This is a genomic window from Allochromatium humboldtianum (genome assembly GCF_013385175.1).
Taxonomy (GTDB): domain Bacteria; phylum Pseudomonadota; class Gammaproteobacteria; order Chromatiales; family Chromatiaceae; genus Thermochromatium; species Thermochromatium humboldtianum.
This window is the reverse complement of the sequence record NZ_JABZEO010000014.1, coordinates 1-17,424: the sequence shown is the minus strand read 5'-3', so window position 1 is coordinate 17,424 and position 17,424 is coordinate 1. Positions and strand designations below refer to the sequence as shown.

Sequence of the window (17,424 nt, the reverse complement as noted above, 5' to 3'; positions counted from 1 at the left end):
GTTTCACATGCAATGAGGATGACATGGCGTTCTATAGCACCAACGAATTCAAGGGCGGACTCAAGATCATGCTGGATGGCGATCCATACAGCATCGTCGAGAACGAGTTCGTCAAGCCCGGCAAGGGCCAGGCGTTCAACCGCGTTCGCATCCGCAATCTCAAGACCGGGCGCGTGATCGAGAAGACCTTCAAGTCCGGCGACACCGTCGAGGCGGCGGACGTGCATGATACCGACATGCAGTATCTCTACAACGACGGCGAGGAATGGCACTTCATGCACCAGGAGAGCTTCGAGCAGATGACCGCCACAGCGGCGGCCGTCGGCGAAGCGGCCAAGTGGATCAAGGAAAACGACATCTGCAAGGTCACGCTCTGGAACGGCGCGCCGCTGTCGGTCGAGCCGCCGAACTTCGTGGTGCTCAAGATCACCGAGACTGATCCGGGCGTGCGTGGCGATACCTCGGGCGGCGGCGGCAAGCCGGCTACGCTCGAAACCGGCGCCGTGGTGCGCGTGCCTCTGTTCGTGCAGACCGATGAGCTGATCAAGGTCGACACCCGCACCGGCGAATACGTCTCGCGCGTCAAGGAGTGATGACCGAGGTCTCCAGCGCGGACTGGCGGCCGAACGCCGACCTGACGGCGATCCGGGCGCGCGCCGAACTCTATGCCGAGATCCGGGCGTTCTTCCGCGAGTCCGGCGTCCTGGAGGTCGAGACGCCCATCCTGTCGCGCGCGGCGGTCACGGATCCGGCGCTCGCCAGCCTCTCGACCCAGCTCGACATCGCCGGATTCGGCCCCAAGCGACCGCTCTATCTCCAGACCTCGCCCGAGTTCGCGATGAAGCGGCTGCTGGCCGCTGGCATCGGGCCGATCTATCAGATCTGCAAGGTCTTTCGCGACGAAGAGCGCGGGCGTCGTCATCATCCCGAGTTCAGCCTGCTGGAGTGGTACCGGCCCGGCTGGGACTATGGGCGCCTGATGGACGAGGTCGGCGCCCTGGTCAGGCTGGCGCTGAATCGACCGACGATGCCGATCGAGCGCCTCACCTATCGCGATCTGTTTCGCGATGGACTCGGACTCGATCCCTGGCACACCGAGGTCGACCAACTGCGCCGGACCGCCGAGCGCGCCGGGCTGCGGGGGCTGGATGGACTCGACCTGGATCGCGACGGCTGGCTCGACCTGCTGCTGACCCAATGTCTGGAGTCCAGGCTCGGTCGAGGCCGGCTGACCTTTCTCTGCGACTATCCGCCCAGTCAGGCGGCCCTGTCGCGCGTGCGGACCTCGGGCGAGGTACCGGTCGCCGAGCGCTTCGAGCTCTACATCGACGGGATCGAACTGGCCAATGGCTTCGGCGAACTGGTCGACGCGCGTGAACAGCGCGCGCGTTTCCAGGCCGATCTCGCGCTCCGGCGCGAACAGGGCCGACCCGAACCGCCCATCGATGAGTCCCTGCTCGATGCGCTCGAACATGGAATGCCAGACTGCGCGGGTGTGGCGCTCGGTCTCGACCGCTTGCTGATGATCGCCACCGGCGTCGAGCACATCGATGCCGTGTTGACCTTTGCCATCGAGCGCGCCTAGCCGGCGCTGGCGAAATCTCCAGCCGAACAGCCGACAACCGTTCGAGTCGAAGCCGATGTCCAAACGCTTGAGCCATCTTATCGTTCGCACCCGCCATTGGATCGACCGCTCCGATCTGCCGTCGCGCTGGCGTGCACGACTCACCCAGGACGCCGATTCCGTACCGCTCGCCCAGGCCAGTGGCGAGCGCTGGCTAGGGCGCTGGGCCGGGATCGCGACCCTCATGGGTCTCTGTCTCTATCTGATCTGCGGTTATCACGCCGGTTTTCTCCGGCTCAATGCCCTGGCGGCCGACTATCCGAGCTGGGTTTGGGCCTGTCTCACGGTGCTGGGCGACGAGCGCGTGGCCTTCGCCTTGACACTCTTCTTCTCGTTGCGCCATCCGCGGTTGTTCTGGGCCTTGATCCTGTCGGCGTTGCTCGCCATCGCCGCCAGTCGAGGTCTGAAGGAACTGTTCGACGCCGCCCGGCCGCCGGCGGTGCTGGCGGCGGACGCCTTCAACCTCATCGGCCCGGCACGCGAGCGGGTGAGCTTTCCGTCCGGGCACAGTGTCACGGCCGCCGTCTTCTGTGGCGTGCTCATCTTGCACACACGCTGGATCGAGTGGCGCCTGCTCCTGTTGCTGATCGCGATCCTGGTCGGCGCGAGCCGCGTGGCGGTGGGGGTGCACTGGCCGCTCGATGTGATCGCCGGCCTGACGCTCGGTGCGCTCGCCGCCTGGCTCGGTGGACGGCTCGCGGTGCGCTGGCCGGGGCCGGCGACCCGGTTGAGCGTGCATCTGACCTTCGTGGCGCTGGCCGTGCTGGCGGCCTTCAGCCTGCTCTTCGACGATGGGGGATATGCGCAAGCGGCGCTCATGCAGCGCCTGCTCGGACTCGGTGCGCTGGCGAGCGCTGTCTGGTGGTATCTTGTCGCCAAGCCGGTGCCGATGGAGACCTCACCCGGCCGTTCCAATCCGAGCTGATCGCCAGCGTCCGTGGTACCCGACATGACCGAACGCCCCAAACTCCTGGTCGGCGTCGCCGTTCTCGGCATACACGGCCATGACGCGGGTGAACATCGCCAGCGCGATGTCGCCCATCAGACCGATACGCTTGGCCGGCTCCTGGGGGAGCGGGAGGGCCGGGGCCTTCAGGAGGATCCGCGCGACATCGGCGGCATGATCGGCGATGCGCTCCAACTCGGCGATCATCTCCAGCGAGGCGCCGATCAGACGCAGATCGCGTCCGGCCGGCTGATGCGAAGCCAGCACCACGAGCGCCTGCTGTTCCAGGAAGCGCCGTTCACGGTTGATGAGGGCATCTTCGGTGACGATCCGGCGGGCCAGATTCGAGTCCTGGTGGCGCAGCGCCTCCAGTGAATGGTGCAGGCCGGCGGCGACCTGTTCGCCCAGCGACAGGAGGCCCGCGCGTAGGGCTTCGCGTTTCTTTTCGATCAGGAGTTGCATCGCTTCCATCTCGCTCAAACCGCCTTGGACGTCGGTCGAGCGAGTATAGCGGGCGGATTTGACGATTCAGTGACGACTCAAGCTGTCGTTTCGAGCTCGTCCGGGGGCTGCGGCCATGCCGTCAGAATGGCCTGCACCAGGGTTGCGAGCGGGATGGCGAAGAAGACGCCCCAGAACCCCCAGAGTCCGCCGAAGACCAGGATGGCGACGATGATGGCCACCGGATGCAGATTGACCACTTCCGAGAAGATCAGCGGCACCAGCACATTGCCGTCGAGCGCCTGGATGATGGCATAGGCCAGCGCCAGCCAGGCGAATTGCGGCGACCAGCCCCACTGGAACCAGGCCACCAGCAGCACCGGCACGGTGACGACCGCCGCGCCGATATAGGGGATGATGACCGAGAGCCCGACCAGTAGCGACAGCAGCATCGCGTACTTCAGCCCGAAGGCGTAGAAGGTGACGAAACTCGTGGCCCAGACGATCAGGATCTCCCAGGCCTTGCCGCGGATGTAATTGGAGATCTGGCGATCCACATCGCACCAGACGCGCCCGGCGATCCCGTGATGCTCGGGCAGGTACTGTCTGAACCAGCCGAGGATGAGATCCTTGTCCTTCATGAAGAAGAACACCAGGATCGGCATCAGGATCAGGTAGACCAGGATGGTGATGATGCCGGCGACGTTGGCCAGCGACCAGGACAGCACCTGCTGGCCGAAGGTCACAGCCTCAGCGCGCATGAATAAGATCAGTTCGGAGACCTGGGCCTCAGTGACCAGCTCCGGATAGTGCTCGGGCAGGTCCATCAGGAAGCGCGTGCCCTCGAGCACCATGTTGGGGAGTTGCTGGACCAGATCAGTGATCTGGCGCGACAGTAGCGGCATGACGCCGACCAGCACCAGCGCCACGAAGAGGATGAAGAGCAGATACACCAGCAGCACGCTCGCCAGTCGCGGCCATCCGCGCCGCTGAAGCAGGCCGACGCCGCCCTCCAGCAGATAGGCGATGACGATGCTGGCGAGCACGGGCGTGAGCATGTCGCCGAGGAAGAGCACGACCGCAAAGACGGCCAGCAGCAGCAGACTGAGAAAGACGAGTTGAGGGTTGGAGAGATTGCGCTTGAACCAGCGCGCGACGATGTTCATGGTCGAGTATCTTCAGCCGATGCGACAATTCTGGCCCGATAGTCTTGATAGTGGCGGGCAAAGAGCGCCTCAAGCTCGTCGATGACATCGCCGGCGGCGCGTCCCTGGAGCACATGGGCCGACATCAGGGCGGATGTCTCGTGCAACAGGACATCGCGCTCGAGCATGTCATAGCTCTGGGAGAGACGCTTGATGGCGCCGACCACGCTCTCGTGTTCAGGTCTGGGCGCGAGGCGTGGTTCACGGGCAACGGCGGGCGCACGCGAAGACGGTTCGGTGCGCGCGACCAGGAAGTCGGCGAACGCGAGCAGCGTCTCGCGCTCGGCCGGATCCAGGGCACGCAGACGCTTGAGCAGACGCCGCTCGTCGGCGGAGATCGTGTTCGGATTCATTCAGTGACGGCCATGCAAAATAGACAGCGCTTATATCACAGTCGACCGCCGTGTCGGTAGCCACTGGTCCGGCGCCGGCCTGGACGGGGCCACAGGGATGGATTTGCCGCCCTGCATCGCCTAGAGTGTCCGCCGCCCGCTGTGGGCTTCGAGGCCGAGTCGGGACCAGCGTGCGCGCGATCAGGCGTCGGCCACTGGAATCATACTGAGGACGATCCCTAAATGCTCAACACCCCGATCACCCGCTCGCTGGCGCTCTGTCTGGCCACGAGCGTCTGTGGCGTCCAGACGGCCCTGGCCGCCGGTTTCATGCTGCCGGAAGCTTCGACCGCCGGTATCGGTCTGACCAACGCCCTGGTCGCCAACCCCGAGGAACGGGGCGCCTTTGCCTACAATCCCGCCGCCATGGGCTTCCACGACGGCTCCAGCCTGGCGCTCGGCACCTATTTCGTCGGCCCCAACTTCAGCGTCGACACCGCGAGCGGCCGCCACGACAGCGAGGGCGCCGAATGGATGGCCGTCCCCATGATCCAGGGGGCCTTCGCGCTCGACGAGCGTTGGCGTCTCGGGTTCGGCGTCACCGTCCCTTTCGGACTGGAGACGCGCTGGCCGGATGGAACCTTTCCGGCGGTCAGCGGCACGCGCACCCTCGGCGGTTTCAGTATCCCGCTCGGTCATCCGCTGACCAGCAAGGTCGAGATCATCGACTTCAGTCCGACCGCGACCTATCGAGTCAGTGACGATCTGAGTCTATCGGCCGGACTCGACATCTACTGGGCCAGACAGGCCAAACTGGATTCGACGCTCGGCACGCTCAACGGCGATGGACATGGACTCGGCTTCAACCTCGGGGCGCTTTATCGTCAGGGCGCCTGGAGCCTTGGCGCCGTATTCCGCTCCTCGGCCACCCTGGATCTCGAAGGCGACTTCACGCCCAAGAGTTCGGTCCTGGTCAATCTCGGGCGTCTGGCGCGCGGACAATCGGCCGAGCTGGAGTTCGCCGTGCCCTGGCGTCTGCAACTGGGCGCACGCCATGCGTTCGATGAGCGGCTGGCCGTCGAATTCGACATCAGCCGCACCGGCTGGAGCACCTTCAACGACATCAAGGTCAGGGGCAAACACAGCGGCGCCGTGATCTTCGCCGATCAGAACGACTGGAACGATGCCAATGCCTATCGGCTCGGCGCGACTTACCAGCTCGATGATCGGACCCGGCTGCGTTTCGGCTATACCTATGACGAGACCGGGCAGGACGACGATCACTTCAGCGCCCGCGTGCCGGACAACGACCGTCATCTCTTCGGCCTGGGTCTGGCCCGCTCACTCGGCAGCGGGCTGTCGCTGGAGGCGGCCTATATGTACGTTCGCGCCGTGGACCGCGACTATCGTGGCGTCAGAGACTATACCGGCGGCGATCTCAACGGTTCGACCGCGCTGGCTGGAGACTACAGCATGGACGCACATCTGATCGGTCTGGAGGTCGTCAAGGTCTTCTGAACCTGACTGACGGGGCGCCGGCAACGGCTGAGCGAGGCACTGCTGAATCCGTGCGTGGACGACCGTATGCTGGAGTCCGCCCTCGTCTCGGCGCGCGAGCGCGCCCCGGCGTTTCCTGGTGTTGGGACGTTCGAACAGCGGCAAATCCAGCCTCCCTTGCCCGGACGGTCGTCGCGTCATTGAGCGGGATGTAACATGATATCGACCATCGGCCTGAAGCGACCCGACTGACATGGACATGGCTGAACTCAGTTGGTCCTTGTGTCATAATTTCCGGTTAATCGTCGAGTGCAACGGCTTGGATCCCAACCCGCAACGGAGACCCGAATGGACGAGAATCGCAAGAAGGCGTTGGCCGCCGCGCTGACCCAAATCGAAAAGCAGTTCGGCAAGGGCTCGGTCATGCGCATGGGCGATGTCGGCGCCGTGCGCAACATCGAGGCGATCTCGACGGGTTCGCTCGGGCTGGATCTGGCGCTCGGCATCGGCGGCGTGCCCAAGGGGCGCGTCATCGAGATCTATGGCCCCGAATCCTCGGGCAAGACCACGCTGACGCTGCACATCATCGCCGAGTCGCAGAAACTCGGCGGCACGGCGGCTTTCGTCGACGCTGAGCACGCGCTCGACCCGGTCTATGCCGAAAAGCTCGGCGTCAACATGACCGATCTGCTGGTCTCCCAGCCCGACACCGGCGAGCAGGCGCTGGAAATCACCGACATGCTGGTGCGCTCCGGCGCGGTCGATGTCGTGGTCGTCGACTCGGTCGCCGCGCTCACGCCCAAGGCCGAGATCGAGGGCGAGATGGGCGACTCGCACGTCGGGCTGCAAGCGCGCCTCATGTCCCAGGCGCTGCGCAAGCTCACCGGCAACATCAAGCGCTCCAACTGCTGCGTCATCTTCATCAACCAGATCCGCATGAAGATCGGGGTGATGTTCGGCTCGCCGGAGACCACGACCGGCGGCAATGCGCTCAAGTTCTATGCCTCGGTGCGGCTCGACATCCGCCGCACCGGGGCTATCAAGAAAGGCGATGAGGTCATCGGCAACGAGACCAAGGTCAAGGTGGTCAAGAACAAGGTCGCGCCGCCCTTCCGGCAGGCCGAGTTCGACATCCTCTATGGCCAGGGCATCTCGCGCGAGGGCGAGATCATCGACCTGGGCGTGGCCGAGGGCTTCATCGACAAGTCCGGCGCCTGGTACAGCTATGACGGCAACCGCATCGGGCAGGGCAAGGACAACGTTCGCAATTTTCTGTGCGAAAATCCCGAGATCGCCCAGGCTATCGAGGCGCGCATCCGCGACAAGCTGCTGCCCAAGGGCGGAGTCGAGGCGCCCGTCGAGGCCGATGCGCCCGAGCCGTCGGAGGATTGATCCCTGAACGACCCGGCCCAAGATCCGGCCCCGAACCAGCCTGACGCGCACGACGCCATCGACGAGGCCGTGCGCGTGGCCCTGCGTCTGCTGGTTGCGCGTGAGCATTCGTGTCTGGAACTGACCCGTAAGCTCAGTGCGCGCGGTCTCGATCCAGATGCCATCGCCGGTGCGCTCGACCAGCTGATCGACGAGGGCGCACTCGACGAATCGCGTCTGGCCGCGCACTATGTCGCCGAACGCGCCGGCAAGGGCTTCGGCCCGCAGCGCATCCGCGCCGAGTTGCGCGACAAGGGACTTGCCGACAGCCTGATCGACCGCCATCTCCAACCCATGAACGACACCTGGCCCGAAGTTCTGGCGCGCACCCACGAGCGTCGCTTCGGCCAGTCACAACCCAGCGACCGTTCCGACTATGCCAAACGCGCGCGTTTCCTCGAACAGCGTGGTTTCACGCCCGATTCGATCCGGCGCCTGCTGCGCTTTCCTGACTGACCCGAGCCGTGCGGCGAACGGTCCATTCGAGACTTTCCAATGACCACCAGTGCAGAGCTTCGAGCGAGCTTCCTCGACTATTTCGAGCAACGCCAACACGAGCGGGTGGCTTCCAGCCCGCTGATTCCGGCCAATGATCCGACCCTGCTGTTCACCAACGCCGGCATGGTCCAGTTCAAGGACGCCTTCCTCGGCCGTGAGCGCCGCGCCAGCAACCGCGCGGTCAGCTCGCAGCGCTGCGTGCGCGCCGGCGGCAAGCACAACGACCTCGAGAACGTCGGCTATACCGCCCGGCATCACACCTTTTTCGAGATGCTGGGCAATTTCAGCTTCGGCGACTACTTCAAGCGCGAGGCCATCGAATACGCCTGGGATTATCTGACCCGGGTGCTGGCGTTGCCGCCTGAGCGCCTTTGGGTGACGGTGTTCGAGGACGACGACGAGGCGGCCGGCATCTGGCTCAAGGAGATCGGCGTCGATCCCCAGCGCTTCTCGCGCTGCGGAGCCAAGGACAACTTCTGGTCGATGGGCGACACCGGCCCCTGCGGTCCCTGTTCCGAGATCTTCTATGACCATGGCCCCAGCATCCCCGGCGGTCCGCCCGGCTCGCCCGACGAGGACGGCGACCGCTATGTCGAGATCTGGAATCTGGTTTTCATGCAGTTCAACCGCGACGCCGATGGGAATATGACCCCATTGCCGCGTCCCTCGGTCGATACCGGCATGGGGCTGGAGCGGCTCGCGGCCGTGATGCAGGGCGTGCACAGCAACTACGAGATCGATCTGTTCCGCCATCTGATCGAGGCGGCCGCCAAGGCCACCGGCTGCACCGATCTGGCCGACAAGTCGCTGCGCGTCATCGCCGACCACATCCGTTCGACGGCCTTTCTCATCACCGATGGGGTGACGCCGGGCAACGAGGGACGCGGCTATGTGCTGCGTCGCATCATGCGCCGCGCCATCCGTCACGGCTATCGGCTCGGCTGCTCCACGCCTTTCTTCCATACTCTGGTCGAGCCGCTGGCGCGCGAGATGGGTGAGGCCTATCCCGAACTGCGCGCGAGTCAGTCGCACGTCGAGCGTCTCGTCAAGCTCGAAGAGGAGCGTTTCGCCGAAACGCTGGAGCATGGGATGCGTCTGCTCGACGAGGCCATCGCCGACCTGAGCGGCGACCAGATCCCCGGTGAGACCGTGTTCAAGCTCTACGACACCTATGGTTTCCCGGTCGATCTCACGGCCGACATCGCGCGCGAGCGTGGATTGACGCTCGATGTGGCCGGTTTCGAGCAGGCCATGGAGCGTCAGAAGGAACGCGCGCGGGCCGCCAGTCAGTTCGGCTCCGCTCAGACGCTGGACATCCAGATCCAGGGCGAGACCGACTTCTGCGGCTATGACCGGCTCCAGGAAGAGGCGACCATCGTCGCGCTCTATCGCGGCGGCGAGTCCTGCGATGCACTGGAAGCAGGGGAGGAAGGTATCGTCATCCTCGACCGTTCGCCCTTCTACGGCGAATCCGGCGGTCAGGTCGGCGATCGCGGTTGGCTCAACACCGAGACCGCGCGCTTCACGGTCCAGGATACCCAGAAGAAGGGCGATGGCGTGCTGGTGCATGTCGGCCGGGTCGATGAGGGTCAGTTGACCGTCGGCGATCGGGTCGATGCGCGTGTCGATGCCGACCGCCGCCGCGCCACCGCGCTCAATCACTCGGCCACCCACCTGCTCCATGCCGCGTTGCGCGAAGTGCTCGGCCCGCACGTCCAGCAGAAAGGTTCGCTGGTTGGACCCGAGCGTCTGCGCTTCGACTTCTCGCATTTCGAGCCGGTCTCGCGCGAGCAGTTGCTGACCATCGAGCGGATGGTCAACCGCGAGGTGCGCGCCAATCATCTGGTCGAGACCCGCATCATGAGCCTGGAGGATGCCAAGGCGTCCGGGGCCATGGCGCTGTTCGGCGAGAAATATGCCGATCAGGTGCGGGTGCTGCGCATGGGCGAGTTCTCGACCGAACTCTGCGGCGGCACGCACGTCAAGGCGGTCGGCGACATCGGCCTGATCAAGATCGTCTCCGAGACCGGCATCGCCGCCGGCGTGCGCCGCATCGAGGCCATCACCGGCGCCTCGGCGCTGGAGTGGGTCGAGGCCGACGAAGAGCGCCTGCTGCGGCTCGCCGGTCTGCTCAAGGGCGGACGTGAGGACGTCGACGAGCGCGTGACCCAGCTCATCGACCGCGCGCGCCGGCTGGAAAAAGAACTCGAACAGCTCAAGGCCAAGGCCGCCAGTTCAGCCGGTCAGGATCTGGCGGCCCAGGCGGTCGACATCCAGGGCATCAAAACCCTGGCCGCGCGTCTGGACGGCGCCGACCCCAAGAGCCTGCGCGTCACCCTCGATCAGCTCAAGGACAAGCTCGGCAGCGCCGTCGTCGTGCTCGCCGCCGAGTCCGACGGCAAGGTCAGTCTGGTGGCGGGTGTCACCAAGGATCTGACCGACCGACTCAAGGCCGGGGATCTGATCCGCGAGGTCGCCGAGAAGGTCGGCGGCAAGGGCGGCGGACGTCCCGACATGGCCCAGGCCGGCGGCAGCGACCCGGCCGGACTGCCTGCCGCGCTGGAGCTGGTGCCCGGTTGGGTCGCCGCGCGGCTGAACTGATTTTTCCTACTGAACGCTGATCCAAATGAAAGACGTGCAATCCAGGTATCAACGATGGCCCTGATCGTTCAAAAATACGGCGGAACCTCGGTCGGGAGCATCGAGCGCATCCAGGCGGTGGCTGAGCGCGTCAAGCGCTGGCGCGATCAGGGCGATCAGGTGGTGGTCGTGGTCTCGGCCATGTCCGGCGAGACCGATCGCCTGATCAAGCTGGCCAAACAGCTCCAGGAACGCCCCGAGCCGCGCGAACTCGACGTGCTGCTGTCGACCGGCGAGCAGGTGACGATCGCGCTCCTGAGCATGGCGCTCGCCGCCCAGGGCTGCCCGGCGCGGTCCTACACAGGCGCGCAGGTCCACATCCTGACCGACAGCGCCCACAACAAGGCCCGCATCCGCGACATCGACGCCGCGCGCGTGCGCGCCGATCTCGAAGCCGGGCGGGTGGTCGTGGTCGCCGGTTTCCAGGGCATCGACGAGCAGGGCGATATCACCACGCTCGGACGCGGCGGCTCGGACACCTCGGCGGTGGCCATCGCCGCCGCGCTCAAGGCCAACGAGTGCCAGATCTACACCGACGTCGACGGCGTCTACACCACCGACCCGCGGGTCGAGCCGAAGGCGCGCAAGCTCGATCGCATCACTTTCGAGGAGATGCTGGAGATGGCCAGCCTCGGCTCCAAGGTGCTCCAGATCCGCTCGGTCGAATTCGCCGGCAAGTACCGGGTTCCATTGCGCGTGCTCTCCAGCTTCGGGGAAGGCGAGGGCACATTGATCAGTTTCGAGGACAACGACGTGGAAGACGCCAAGATCTCCGGAATCGCCTTCAGCCGTGACGAGGCCAAGCTGACCGTGCTCGGCGTGCCGGACCAGCCGGGCGTGGCGCACCGGATACTCGGCCCGATCGCCGAGGCCAACATCGAAGTCGACATGATCGTGCAGAACGTCGGCGCCGATGAGTCGACCACCGACTTCACCTTCACCGTGCACCGCAACGACTATGCGCCGGCGCTCGATATCCTGAAGCGCACCGCCGACGAACTGGGCGCACGTCAGGTGACGGGCGATGCCTCCATCGTCAAGATCTCGCTCGTCGGCGTCGGGATGCGCAGTCACGCCGGGATCGCCAGCCGCATGTTCGCCAGTCTGGCCAAGGAAGGGATCAATATCCGCATGATCTCGACCTCGGAGATCAAGATCTCGGTGGTGGTCGACGAAAAGTATCTGGAACTGGGCGTTCGTACACTGCATGAAGCCTTTGGGCTGGACCGGCCTGCGGCCTAGCCGTCGCGTCGGACGTCGGCTCCATCGCAAATGACCGTTCGTCGAAAATTAGGCGCTTCGACCGCTTGTTTTTGGCGAATCAAGCTAAATTTTACTTGCAATGGGATTAGGCTCTATGGCGATCCCATTGGAGTTGGTAGAATAGCAAGTATGGAGCCTGGCTCTAGCAGCTTGGTTCAGGCGTGGTTCAACCCTTGCGCGGTGGCCGCGCAAGCGAGGTCGGGTTCGCCGGACCGAATGAATCATTCATGTAATCGGATTTAGGGACTCATAGAGGGAGACCGACACAATGTTGATTTTGACTCGCAGGGTTGGCGAAACGTTGATGATTGGTGACGAAGTGACGGTGACAGTCCTCGGCGTCAAGGGCAATCAAGTCCGGATCGGCGTCAATGCTCCGCGGGATGTGGCCGTGCATCGCGAAGAGATCTATGAGCGCATCAAACGCGAACAAGCCGGCGTCGGCCAGGATGCGCCCGTGATGGGGCAGCCTGCCCAGTACGACTGATTCGGGGCGCTTGAAAGTTCGGCCGGGTGTGTTATCATGCCCGGCCTATTCGGTGATCAGGAGACAAAACTCCGATCCGAACCGTTCCTAAAGTCAGGACATCGAGTTCAAACCGAATGCATCCGTTTTCACGGAGAGATGGCCGAGTGGCTGAAGGCGCTCCCCTGCTAAGGGAGTATAGGCTAAACCCCTATCGAGGGTTCGAATCCCTCTCTCTCCGCCATTTACCGGCGAGATCTTCTTGCAAATCAATGAAGATCAGCGCAGCAAGTCCCCCGCTGAGTTCCCCGCTCGATCGCGATTCACCCTGATCTCTAGGTCATGTTTCCATAAACCAACCTGAACGGAGGACGCGAGACGGGTGGCTGAGCCGTGCTCGATGCGGAGGCCCTCCCTCCAGGCTGTGAAGAGCCGGGATCTCGCACAAGATCGATGAATACAGACGCGCTCTCGATGAAGGACGCCGCACCCAGTGGCCGGCGCGGTGCGATGCGGCGGGTGATGACCTCACCTGCGCTACTGATCCTGGTGGTCGTCCTGAGCTTCTTCTGGCAGTTGGGCGCGATGCCGCTCTACGATCTCGACGAAGGGGCCTTCACCGAAGCCACGCGCGAGATGCTCGCCGGCGGCAACTACATCACACCGCACCGTGACGGCGAGCCACGCTACGACAAGCCTGTGCTCATCTACTGGCTCCAGGCGGCCTCGACTCAGGTGGTCGGTTTCGACGAATTCGGGTTGCGGCTGCCCTCGGCGCTGGCCGCAAGCGTCTGGGTGCTGGCGCTGTGGTTCTTCGTGCGCGAGCGTCTGGACGCGCCGACGGCGACCGTGGCGGGGCTGGCGCTGGCGCTCAGTCTCCAGGTATCGCTGATCGGCAAGGCGGCGGTGGCCGATGCACTGCTGAACCTCTTCATCGCGCTGACGTTCTTCGAGATCTATCGCTATTGGCTGGCGCTCGATTTCAAGTCCGGTCGGCGTTTCGTACTGCGCGCCTATTTGTGGATGGGACTCGGGTTTCTGACCAAGGGGCCGGTCGCGGTCTTCTTTCCGGTGGTCGTCAGCCTGCTGTTCGTGCTGTCGAGCATCCGCTGGTCGAAAGCCAGTGCGCTGGCGCTCTGGTACTGGCTGCGCGCGGCCTTCTATCCGCTCGGCTGGTTGATCTTCCTGCTGGTGGCCGGCCCCTGGTATCTGGCCATCTATCTCGACGACGGCGCCGGATTCTTCAAGAGTTTCTTCCTACAGCACAACCTCGGCCGCTTCGAGGGGGCCATGCACGATCACGGCGGCTTCCCCGGCTATTATCTGGTCATGCTGCCGGTCATCCTGCTGCCGTTCACCGGCTGGATGCTGAGTCTGTTCAAGCGTTACCGCTCGGCCTGGCTCGATCCGCTCGATCGCTTCCTCTGGATCTGGTTCCTGGTGGTGCTGGTCTTCTTCTCGTTCTCCGGGACGCAGCTTCCGCACTATCTGCTCTATGGCGCCACCCCGCTGTTCATCCTCATGGCGCGGCATCGCGAGGCGCTGACCAATCGCTGGCTGGCGTTCGTGCCGCCGCTGGTCTTCTTCGGTCTGCTGCTGGTTCTGCCGTTCGTCCTGGATGTCGCCATGGTGGTGTCCAGTCGGCCTTATGACGTCATTCTGTTCGAGGAGGCGCGGCACGCGCTCTCGCTCGAATACGGGATCGCCGCCTTGGGCGGACTCCTGCTGACGGTGCTGATGCTGCGCTGGTCGAGTCAGCCGCTGTGGCAGCGGCTGGTGCTGGTGGGGCTGGTGCAGACGCTGGTGGTCTATGGCGAGGTGGCGCCGCGCGTGCTCGACACGCTCCAGGCGCCGGTGAAGGAGGCGGCGCTGATCGCCAAGCAGACGCAGTTGCCGACCGTCGTCTATCGCACCTCGATGCCGAGCTTCAGCGTCTATCGCGAGGCGATCACGCCCAATCGCGCTCCCCAGCCGGGCGAGCTGGTGTTCCTGCGCGTCGACAAGCTCGAGCCTCTGACGCGAGAGCATCCAGAGCTGGATCTGGAGCTGGTCTACCATCGTGGGCATGTGGCTCTGCTGCGGGCGAAGCCGGGCGATTGATTTCGGATCAGGAAGCGCAGGGGACCGATCGATCCGCTTATGGGGCGAACAGGAACCATAAGATGACGAACGCGACCGAACGCGAACAGGAGCGCATCCGCGCCGTCAATCGCTTGCTGCATGGAGCTTGTCGGCCACTGCGCATCCTACGCACGGTCGCCTGGGCGCCGGAGGTGAAGGAACGTTTTCTCGCTCAGGGAGCGTGTGAGTTGCCCGACGTGACCTACGCCGCCTTCGATCCCGCGCCCACGATCGAGGCCGTGCGCGAGGCACGGCGCCAGATCGTGCCGGTCACGACCATCGATCTCTGGCTCGACCGTCAGGCCAATGCCATCGAGCTGAGCGCGCGGATGCTGGCGGCTGTCGGCACATCGGGGTTCTTCGAATACGGTCGCCAGCTCTACGGCGAGCCGACCGCACCCCTGCGCTATGTCGCCATTACGCCGCTCGATCTGGCGCAGAGCGTACTCGACACCATCCGCAACCTGGATCACATCGAGCTCAACACGGCGCCGTTGAGCTATCACACCGCCGAGGAGGTCGCCGAGAACCTGGGGCAGGCGGTGCGCGCTCAGTTCGGCGACCAAGCACCCGCCATCGAGCTGGTCGACCGGCTCTCGGCCAATGCGCTGGCGACCTCGCGCGCCATCCGGATTCGACGGGGCGCACGTTTCACCGACCGCGATTTCATCCAGTTGCTGCATCACGAGGCGTACATCCATGTCGCGACCTCGCTCAACGGTCAGGCTCAGACCGATCTGCCCTTGCTGGCGGCCGGACATCCGGGCACTACACGCACTCAGGAGGGATTAGCCGTCTTCGCCGAGGTCATCAGCGGCTCGATCGAGCTCGACCGTTTGCGACGTCTGGCCGATCGGGTGCTGGCGATCCAGATGGCGATCGATGGGGCGGATTTCCTGGAGGTCTATCGCTATTTCCTGGAGCGTACCGACGACCCGGATCAGTCGTTCGAGAACGCACGGCGGGTCTTTCGGGGCGGTGTCATCACCGGCGGCGCGCCCTTCACCAAGGATCTGGTCTATCTGTTCGGGCTGCTCCAGGTCGACAATTTCATCCGCGCCGGTTTCGCCGCCGGGCGGGCCGACTGTCTCCATCTGCTGTTCTGCGGCAAGCTGGATCTGTTCGACATCCCGGCCTTGTGCGAACTCTATGCGCTGGGTCTGTGCCGACCGCCGCGTTTTCTGCCGCCCTGGATCAGCGATCCGCGCTATCTGCTCGCCATGCTGACGTTTTCGGTCTTCACCAGTCGCGTGAGTCTGGAGCCGATCGTCGATGTGGCGCGCAAGCTGTTGGACAGCGCGCCCATGGTGCGGATGCCGGCCAATGGGCCTGAGCGGGAGTCATGAACTCGCGGACCCTGGTTCAGGTCGCCAGTTCGCGGATATAGCTACGAAACTGCACGCTCCAGACCAGCACCGGCGTCACGGACGGCAGGATCAGATAGCCGAGCTGATAGGCAATGGCCAGGATCTCGCGGCTGAGTTCGGACGCACCCAGGTGCGCGCGTGCCGCTTCCAGACCGAACACCAGATCCTTGAGGATCTCGGCCGAGAGTCCGAGCCATTGCACCAGCAGCAGGATCACCAGACCGACGAGCCAGCGCGCCATCTTCTCCGACTCACCGCCTGGAGCGGCCAGCAGCAGGGCCGTGTAGAGCGGTATGCCGTAGCCGTATTTCACGGCATCGACCGGATGCGCCATGACGCCGCTCGGCGCGACGGCCTGGGATGCCGGATCCAGCGCCTCCACCCGCAGCAACACCAGCAGATCATTGCCCCGAGGCACGACGCCCGCAACCACGTCGGGCAGCAGCCAGATCAGGGGGCCGGCGAGCAGCGTCGCCAGCGCGACCGCGATCAGGATGGTGGCGAAGTACCAGGCGCCGAAACACAGCGGCAGCCAGAACAAGACCCGCAGCGTGAAGCCTGTGATGGGATTGGCGGGGTAGGGCAGGCGTCGCATCAAACGGCTTCCGATGCCGTCGGCGATCCGGTGTGCGCCTGCCGCGACACCCAGCGCAGCCAGAACAGGAACACCAGCAGTACGTCGAGCATGATGAGCGCCTGCCAGACGTAGAGATGCGCCCATTCGAACACCGTGCGGTTCCATTGACCGAGATAGAACAGGCTGATGATGCGCAGGATGTTGAGCGTCTGGACGGTCGTCAGGCCCAGGGCGATGCCGATGAAACGCTGTTGTCGGGTGGCGGCGGGGAAGGCGAGCATGGCGGCCATGAGGATGATGGCGGCCTCGACGCCGTTGCAGCCGGCCTCGATCGCGACCGCGAAGCCGCTCGTCTGATCCCAGATGATCTTGCCCTGTGCCAGTACGCGATCATCGAACAGCCGTATCGCTCCGGTGCTCACATCGGCGATGAAGGCCGTCCAGGGCTGAACCAGCCAGGTCTGGCCCCAGGGCAGCAGTTCGAGGGTGAACAGCAGCACCACGAGCAGTGGAAAGGCGATGAGGAAGCGTTTCAAAGCTATAGGGGGCCGGAACCGGAGACTTGGCGCATGATAGCGACGCGAGCGGTTTTGCGCTCGTCCGGCCGTCCGGCGATTGTGCTTGCTCCCAGCAGACTTGGCGGAGACAATGCCCGGCCTTCCTCGAATATCGGTCACGGACGACGACACCGGAAAATGCCGCCATGTCCGAACCGAAACTTGTTTCCCCGACATCTTCGACGCAACCGAAACGCGTCGATTGGCTGTGGCTTGGTGTGCCGCTGGCGGTTATGGCCGTGGTGTTGGGGGTTTGGGCCGATCCCTTTCCGCCGGCCTGGAACAATGGCTCGGGTGCCGCCGTTCACTTCGCCCCCGTCGCTTGGCCTAGTGAGCCTGACGATCCCAAGAAGTGTGCCGGGAGTTGCGGTGAGTGGAAGCCCTACACCCGTTTCCAGGGAGATATCAACGACCCGCGCGTGCGCGACCCGTCCAATGGCGGCACTGCGCCCCAGAACT

At 64.5% G+C, this 17,424-nt stretch carries 17 protein-coding genes and 1 tRNA gene; 13 read left to right on the top strand and 5 right to left on the bottom strand.

Annotated features, from left to right (window positions below; translation table 11 throughout):
- The first annotated feature begins 23 nt into the window (after window positions 1-23).
- Genes efp through HW932_RS16995 form a run of 3 tightly spaced genes read left to right on the top strand, consistent with a single transcriptional unit; the run spans window position 24 to window position 2,549 of the window.
- Window positions 24-593, top strand: coding sequence for an elongation factor P (gene efp, locus HW932_RS17005; protein WP_012970957.1), 570 nt, complete (start codon window positions 24-26; stop codon window positions 591-593).
- Window positions 593-1,585: an EF-P lysine aminoacylase EpmA gene (gene epmA, locus HW932_RS17000; RefSeq protein WP_176977681.1), complete on the top strand. Its 993-nt coding sequence runs from the start codon at window positions 593-595 to the stop codon at window positions 1,583-1,585. Before efp ends, epmA begins: the two co-directional genes overlap by 1 nt.
- 55 nt (window positions 1,586-1,640) lie before the next feature.
- On the top strand, window positions 1,641-2,549 hold the full coding sequence (locus HW932_RS16995) for a phosphatase PAP2 family protein (RefSeq protein WP_176977680.1): 909 nt from the start codon (window positions 1,641-1,643) through the stop codon (window positions 2,547-2,549).
- On the opposite strand, the gene HW932_RS16990 is transcribed toward HW932_RS16995, so the two are convergent.
- The 3 genes from HW932_RS16990 to HW932_RS16980 form a co-directional block, all read right to left on the bottom strand.
- Entirely contained in the window at window positions 2,523-3,032 is a 510-nt protein-coding gene (locus HW932_RS16990) for a phosphate signaling complex PhoU family protein (protein WP_246296890.1), read from the bottom strand. The two genes, HW932_RS16995 and HW932_RS16990, sit on opposite strands and share 27 nt — an antisense overlap.
- A gap of 77 nt (window positions 3,033-3,109) precedes the next feature.
- Entirely contained in the window at window positions 3,110-4,177 is a 1,068-nt protein-coding gene (locus tag HW932_RS16985) for an AI-2E family transporter (protein WP_176977679.1), read from the bottom strand.
- A complete protein-coding gene (locus HW932_RS16980) occupies window positions 4,174-4,569 on the bottom strand; it encodes a hypothetical protein (protein WP_176977678.1) in 396 nt (131 codons plus the stop codon). Before HW932_RS16980 ends, HW932_RS16985 begins: the two co-directional genes overlap by 4 nt.
- 222 nt (window positions 4,570-4,791) lie before the next feature.
- Here HW932_RS16980 and HW932_RS16975 point away from each other — a divergent pair, with 222 nt between their 5' ends.
- The 9 genes from HW932_RS16975 to HW932_RS16935 all read left to right on the top strand — a co-directional run bounded on the left by HW932_RS16975 (window position 4,792) and on the right by HW932_RS16935 (window position 15,810).
- Window positions 4,792-6,066, top strand: coding sequence for an OmpP1/FadL family transporter (locus HW932_RS16975; RefSeq protein WP_176977677.1), 1,275 nt, complete (start codon window positions 4,792-4,794; stop codon window positions 6,064-6,066).
- Window positions 6,067-6,393: 327 nt separating this feature from the next.
- Window positions 6,394-7,437 (top strand): recombinase RecA, encoded by a 1,044-nt coding sequence (gene recA, locus HW932_RS16970; RefSeq protein ID WP_176977676.1) that lies wholly within the window; start codon window positions 6,394-6,396, stop codon window positions 7,435-7,437.
- Between the two features lie 75 nt (window positions 7,438-7,512).
- On the top strand, window positions 7,513-7,932 hold the full coding sequence (locus tag HW932_RS16965) for a RecX family transcriptional regulator (RefSeq protein WP_176977675.1): 420 nt from the start codon (window positions 7,513-7,515) through the stop codon (window positions 7,930-7,932).
- 39 nt (window positions 7,933-7,971) lie between these two features.
- A complete protein-coding gene (alaS, locus tag HW932_RS16960) occupies window positions 7,972-10,575 on the top strand; it encodes an alanine--tRNA ligase (RefSeq protein ID WP_176977674.1) in 2,604 nt (867 codons plus the stop codon).
- Between the two features lie 54 nt (window positions 10,576-10,629).
- Window positions 10,630-11,856, top strand: coding sequence for an aspartate kinase (locus HW932_RS16955; protein WP_176977673.1), 1,227 nt, complete (start codon window positions 10,630-10,632; stop codon window positions 11,854-11,856).
- Window positions 11,857-12,145: 289 nt separating this feature from the next.
- Window positions 12,146-12,364, top strand: coding sequence for a carbon storage regulator CsrA (csrA, locus tag HW932_RS16950; protein ID WP_176977672.1), 219 nt, complete (start codon window positions 12,146-12,148; stop codon window positions 12,362-12,364).
- Window positions 12,365-12,496: 132 nt separating this feature from the next.
- A tRNA-Ser gene (locus HW932_RS16945) sits at window positions 12,497-12,587 on the top strand.
- A 209-nt stretch (window positions 12,588-12,796) separates the two neighbouring features.
- A complete protein-coding gene (locus tag HW932_RS16940; RefSeq protein ID WP_425485128.1) occupies window positions 12,797-14,443 on the top strand; it encodes an ArnT family glycosyltransferase in 1,647 nt (548 codons plus the stop codon).
- Window positions 14,444-14,505: 62 nt separating this feature from the next.
- Window positions 14,506-15,810: a peptidase MATCAP family protein gene (locus HW932_RS16935; RefSeq protein ID WP_176977671.1), complete on the top strand. Its 1,305-nt coding sequence runs from the start codon at window positions 14,506-14,508 to the stop codon at window positions 15,808-15,810.
- Between the two features lie 16 nt (window positions 15,811-15,826).
- Here the strand turns inward: HW932_RS16935 and HW932_RS16930 are convergent, their stop codons facing one another.
- Both HW932_RS16930 and xrtH read right to left on the bottom strand, forming a co-directional pair.
- Window positions 15,827-16,426 carry an exosortase H-associated membrane protein gene (locus HW932_RS16930; RefSeq protein WP_176977670.1) on the bottom strand — a complete coding sequence of 200 codons (600 nt, stop codon included), beginning with the start codon at window positions 16,424-16,426 and terminating at the stop codon, window positions 15,827-15,829.
- The gene (gene xrtH / locus HW932_RS16925) at window positions 16,426-16,944 is read right to left on the bottom strand and encodes an exosortase H (RefSeq protein WP_176977669.1); all 519 of its coding nucleotides are present in this window, start codon (window positions 16,942-16,944) and stop codon (window positions 16,426-16,428) included. Before xrtH ends, HW932_RS16930 begins: the two co-directional genes overlap by 1 nt.
- A 167-nt stretch (window positions 16,945-17,111) precedes the next feature.
- Here xrtH and HW932_RS21665 point away from each other — a divergent pair.
- Window positions 17,112-17,424, top strand: a 313-nt coding sequence (locus HW932_RS21665) for a hypothetical protein (protein ID WP_222932424.1), incomplete at its 3' end; no start/stop codon positions are given.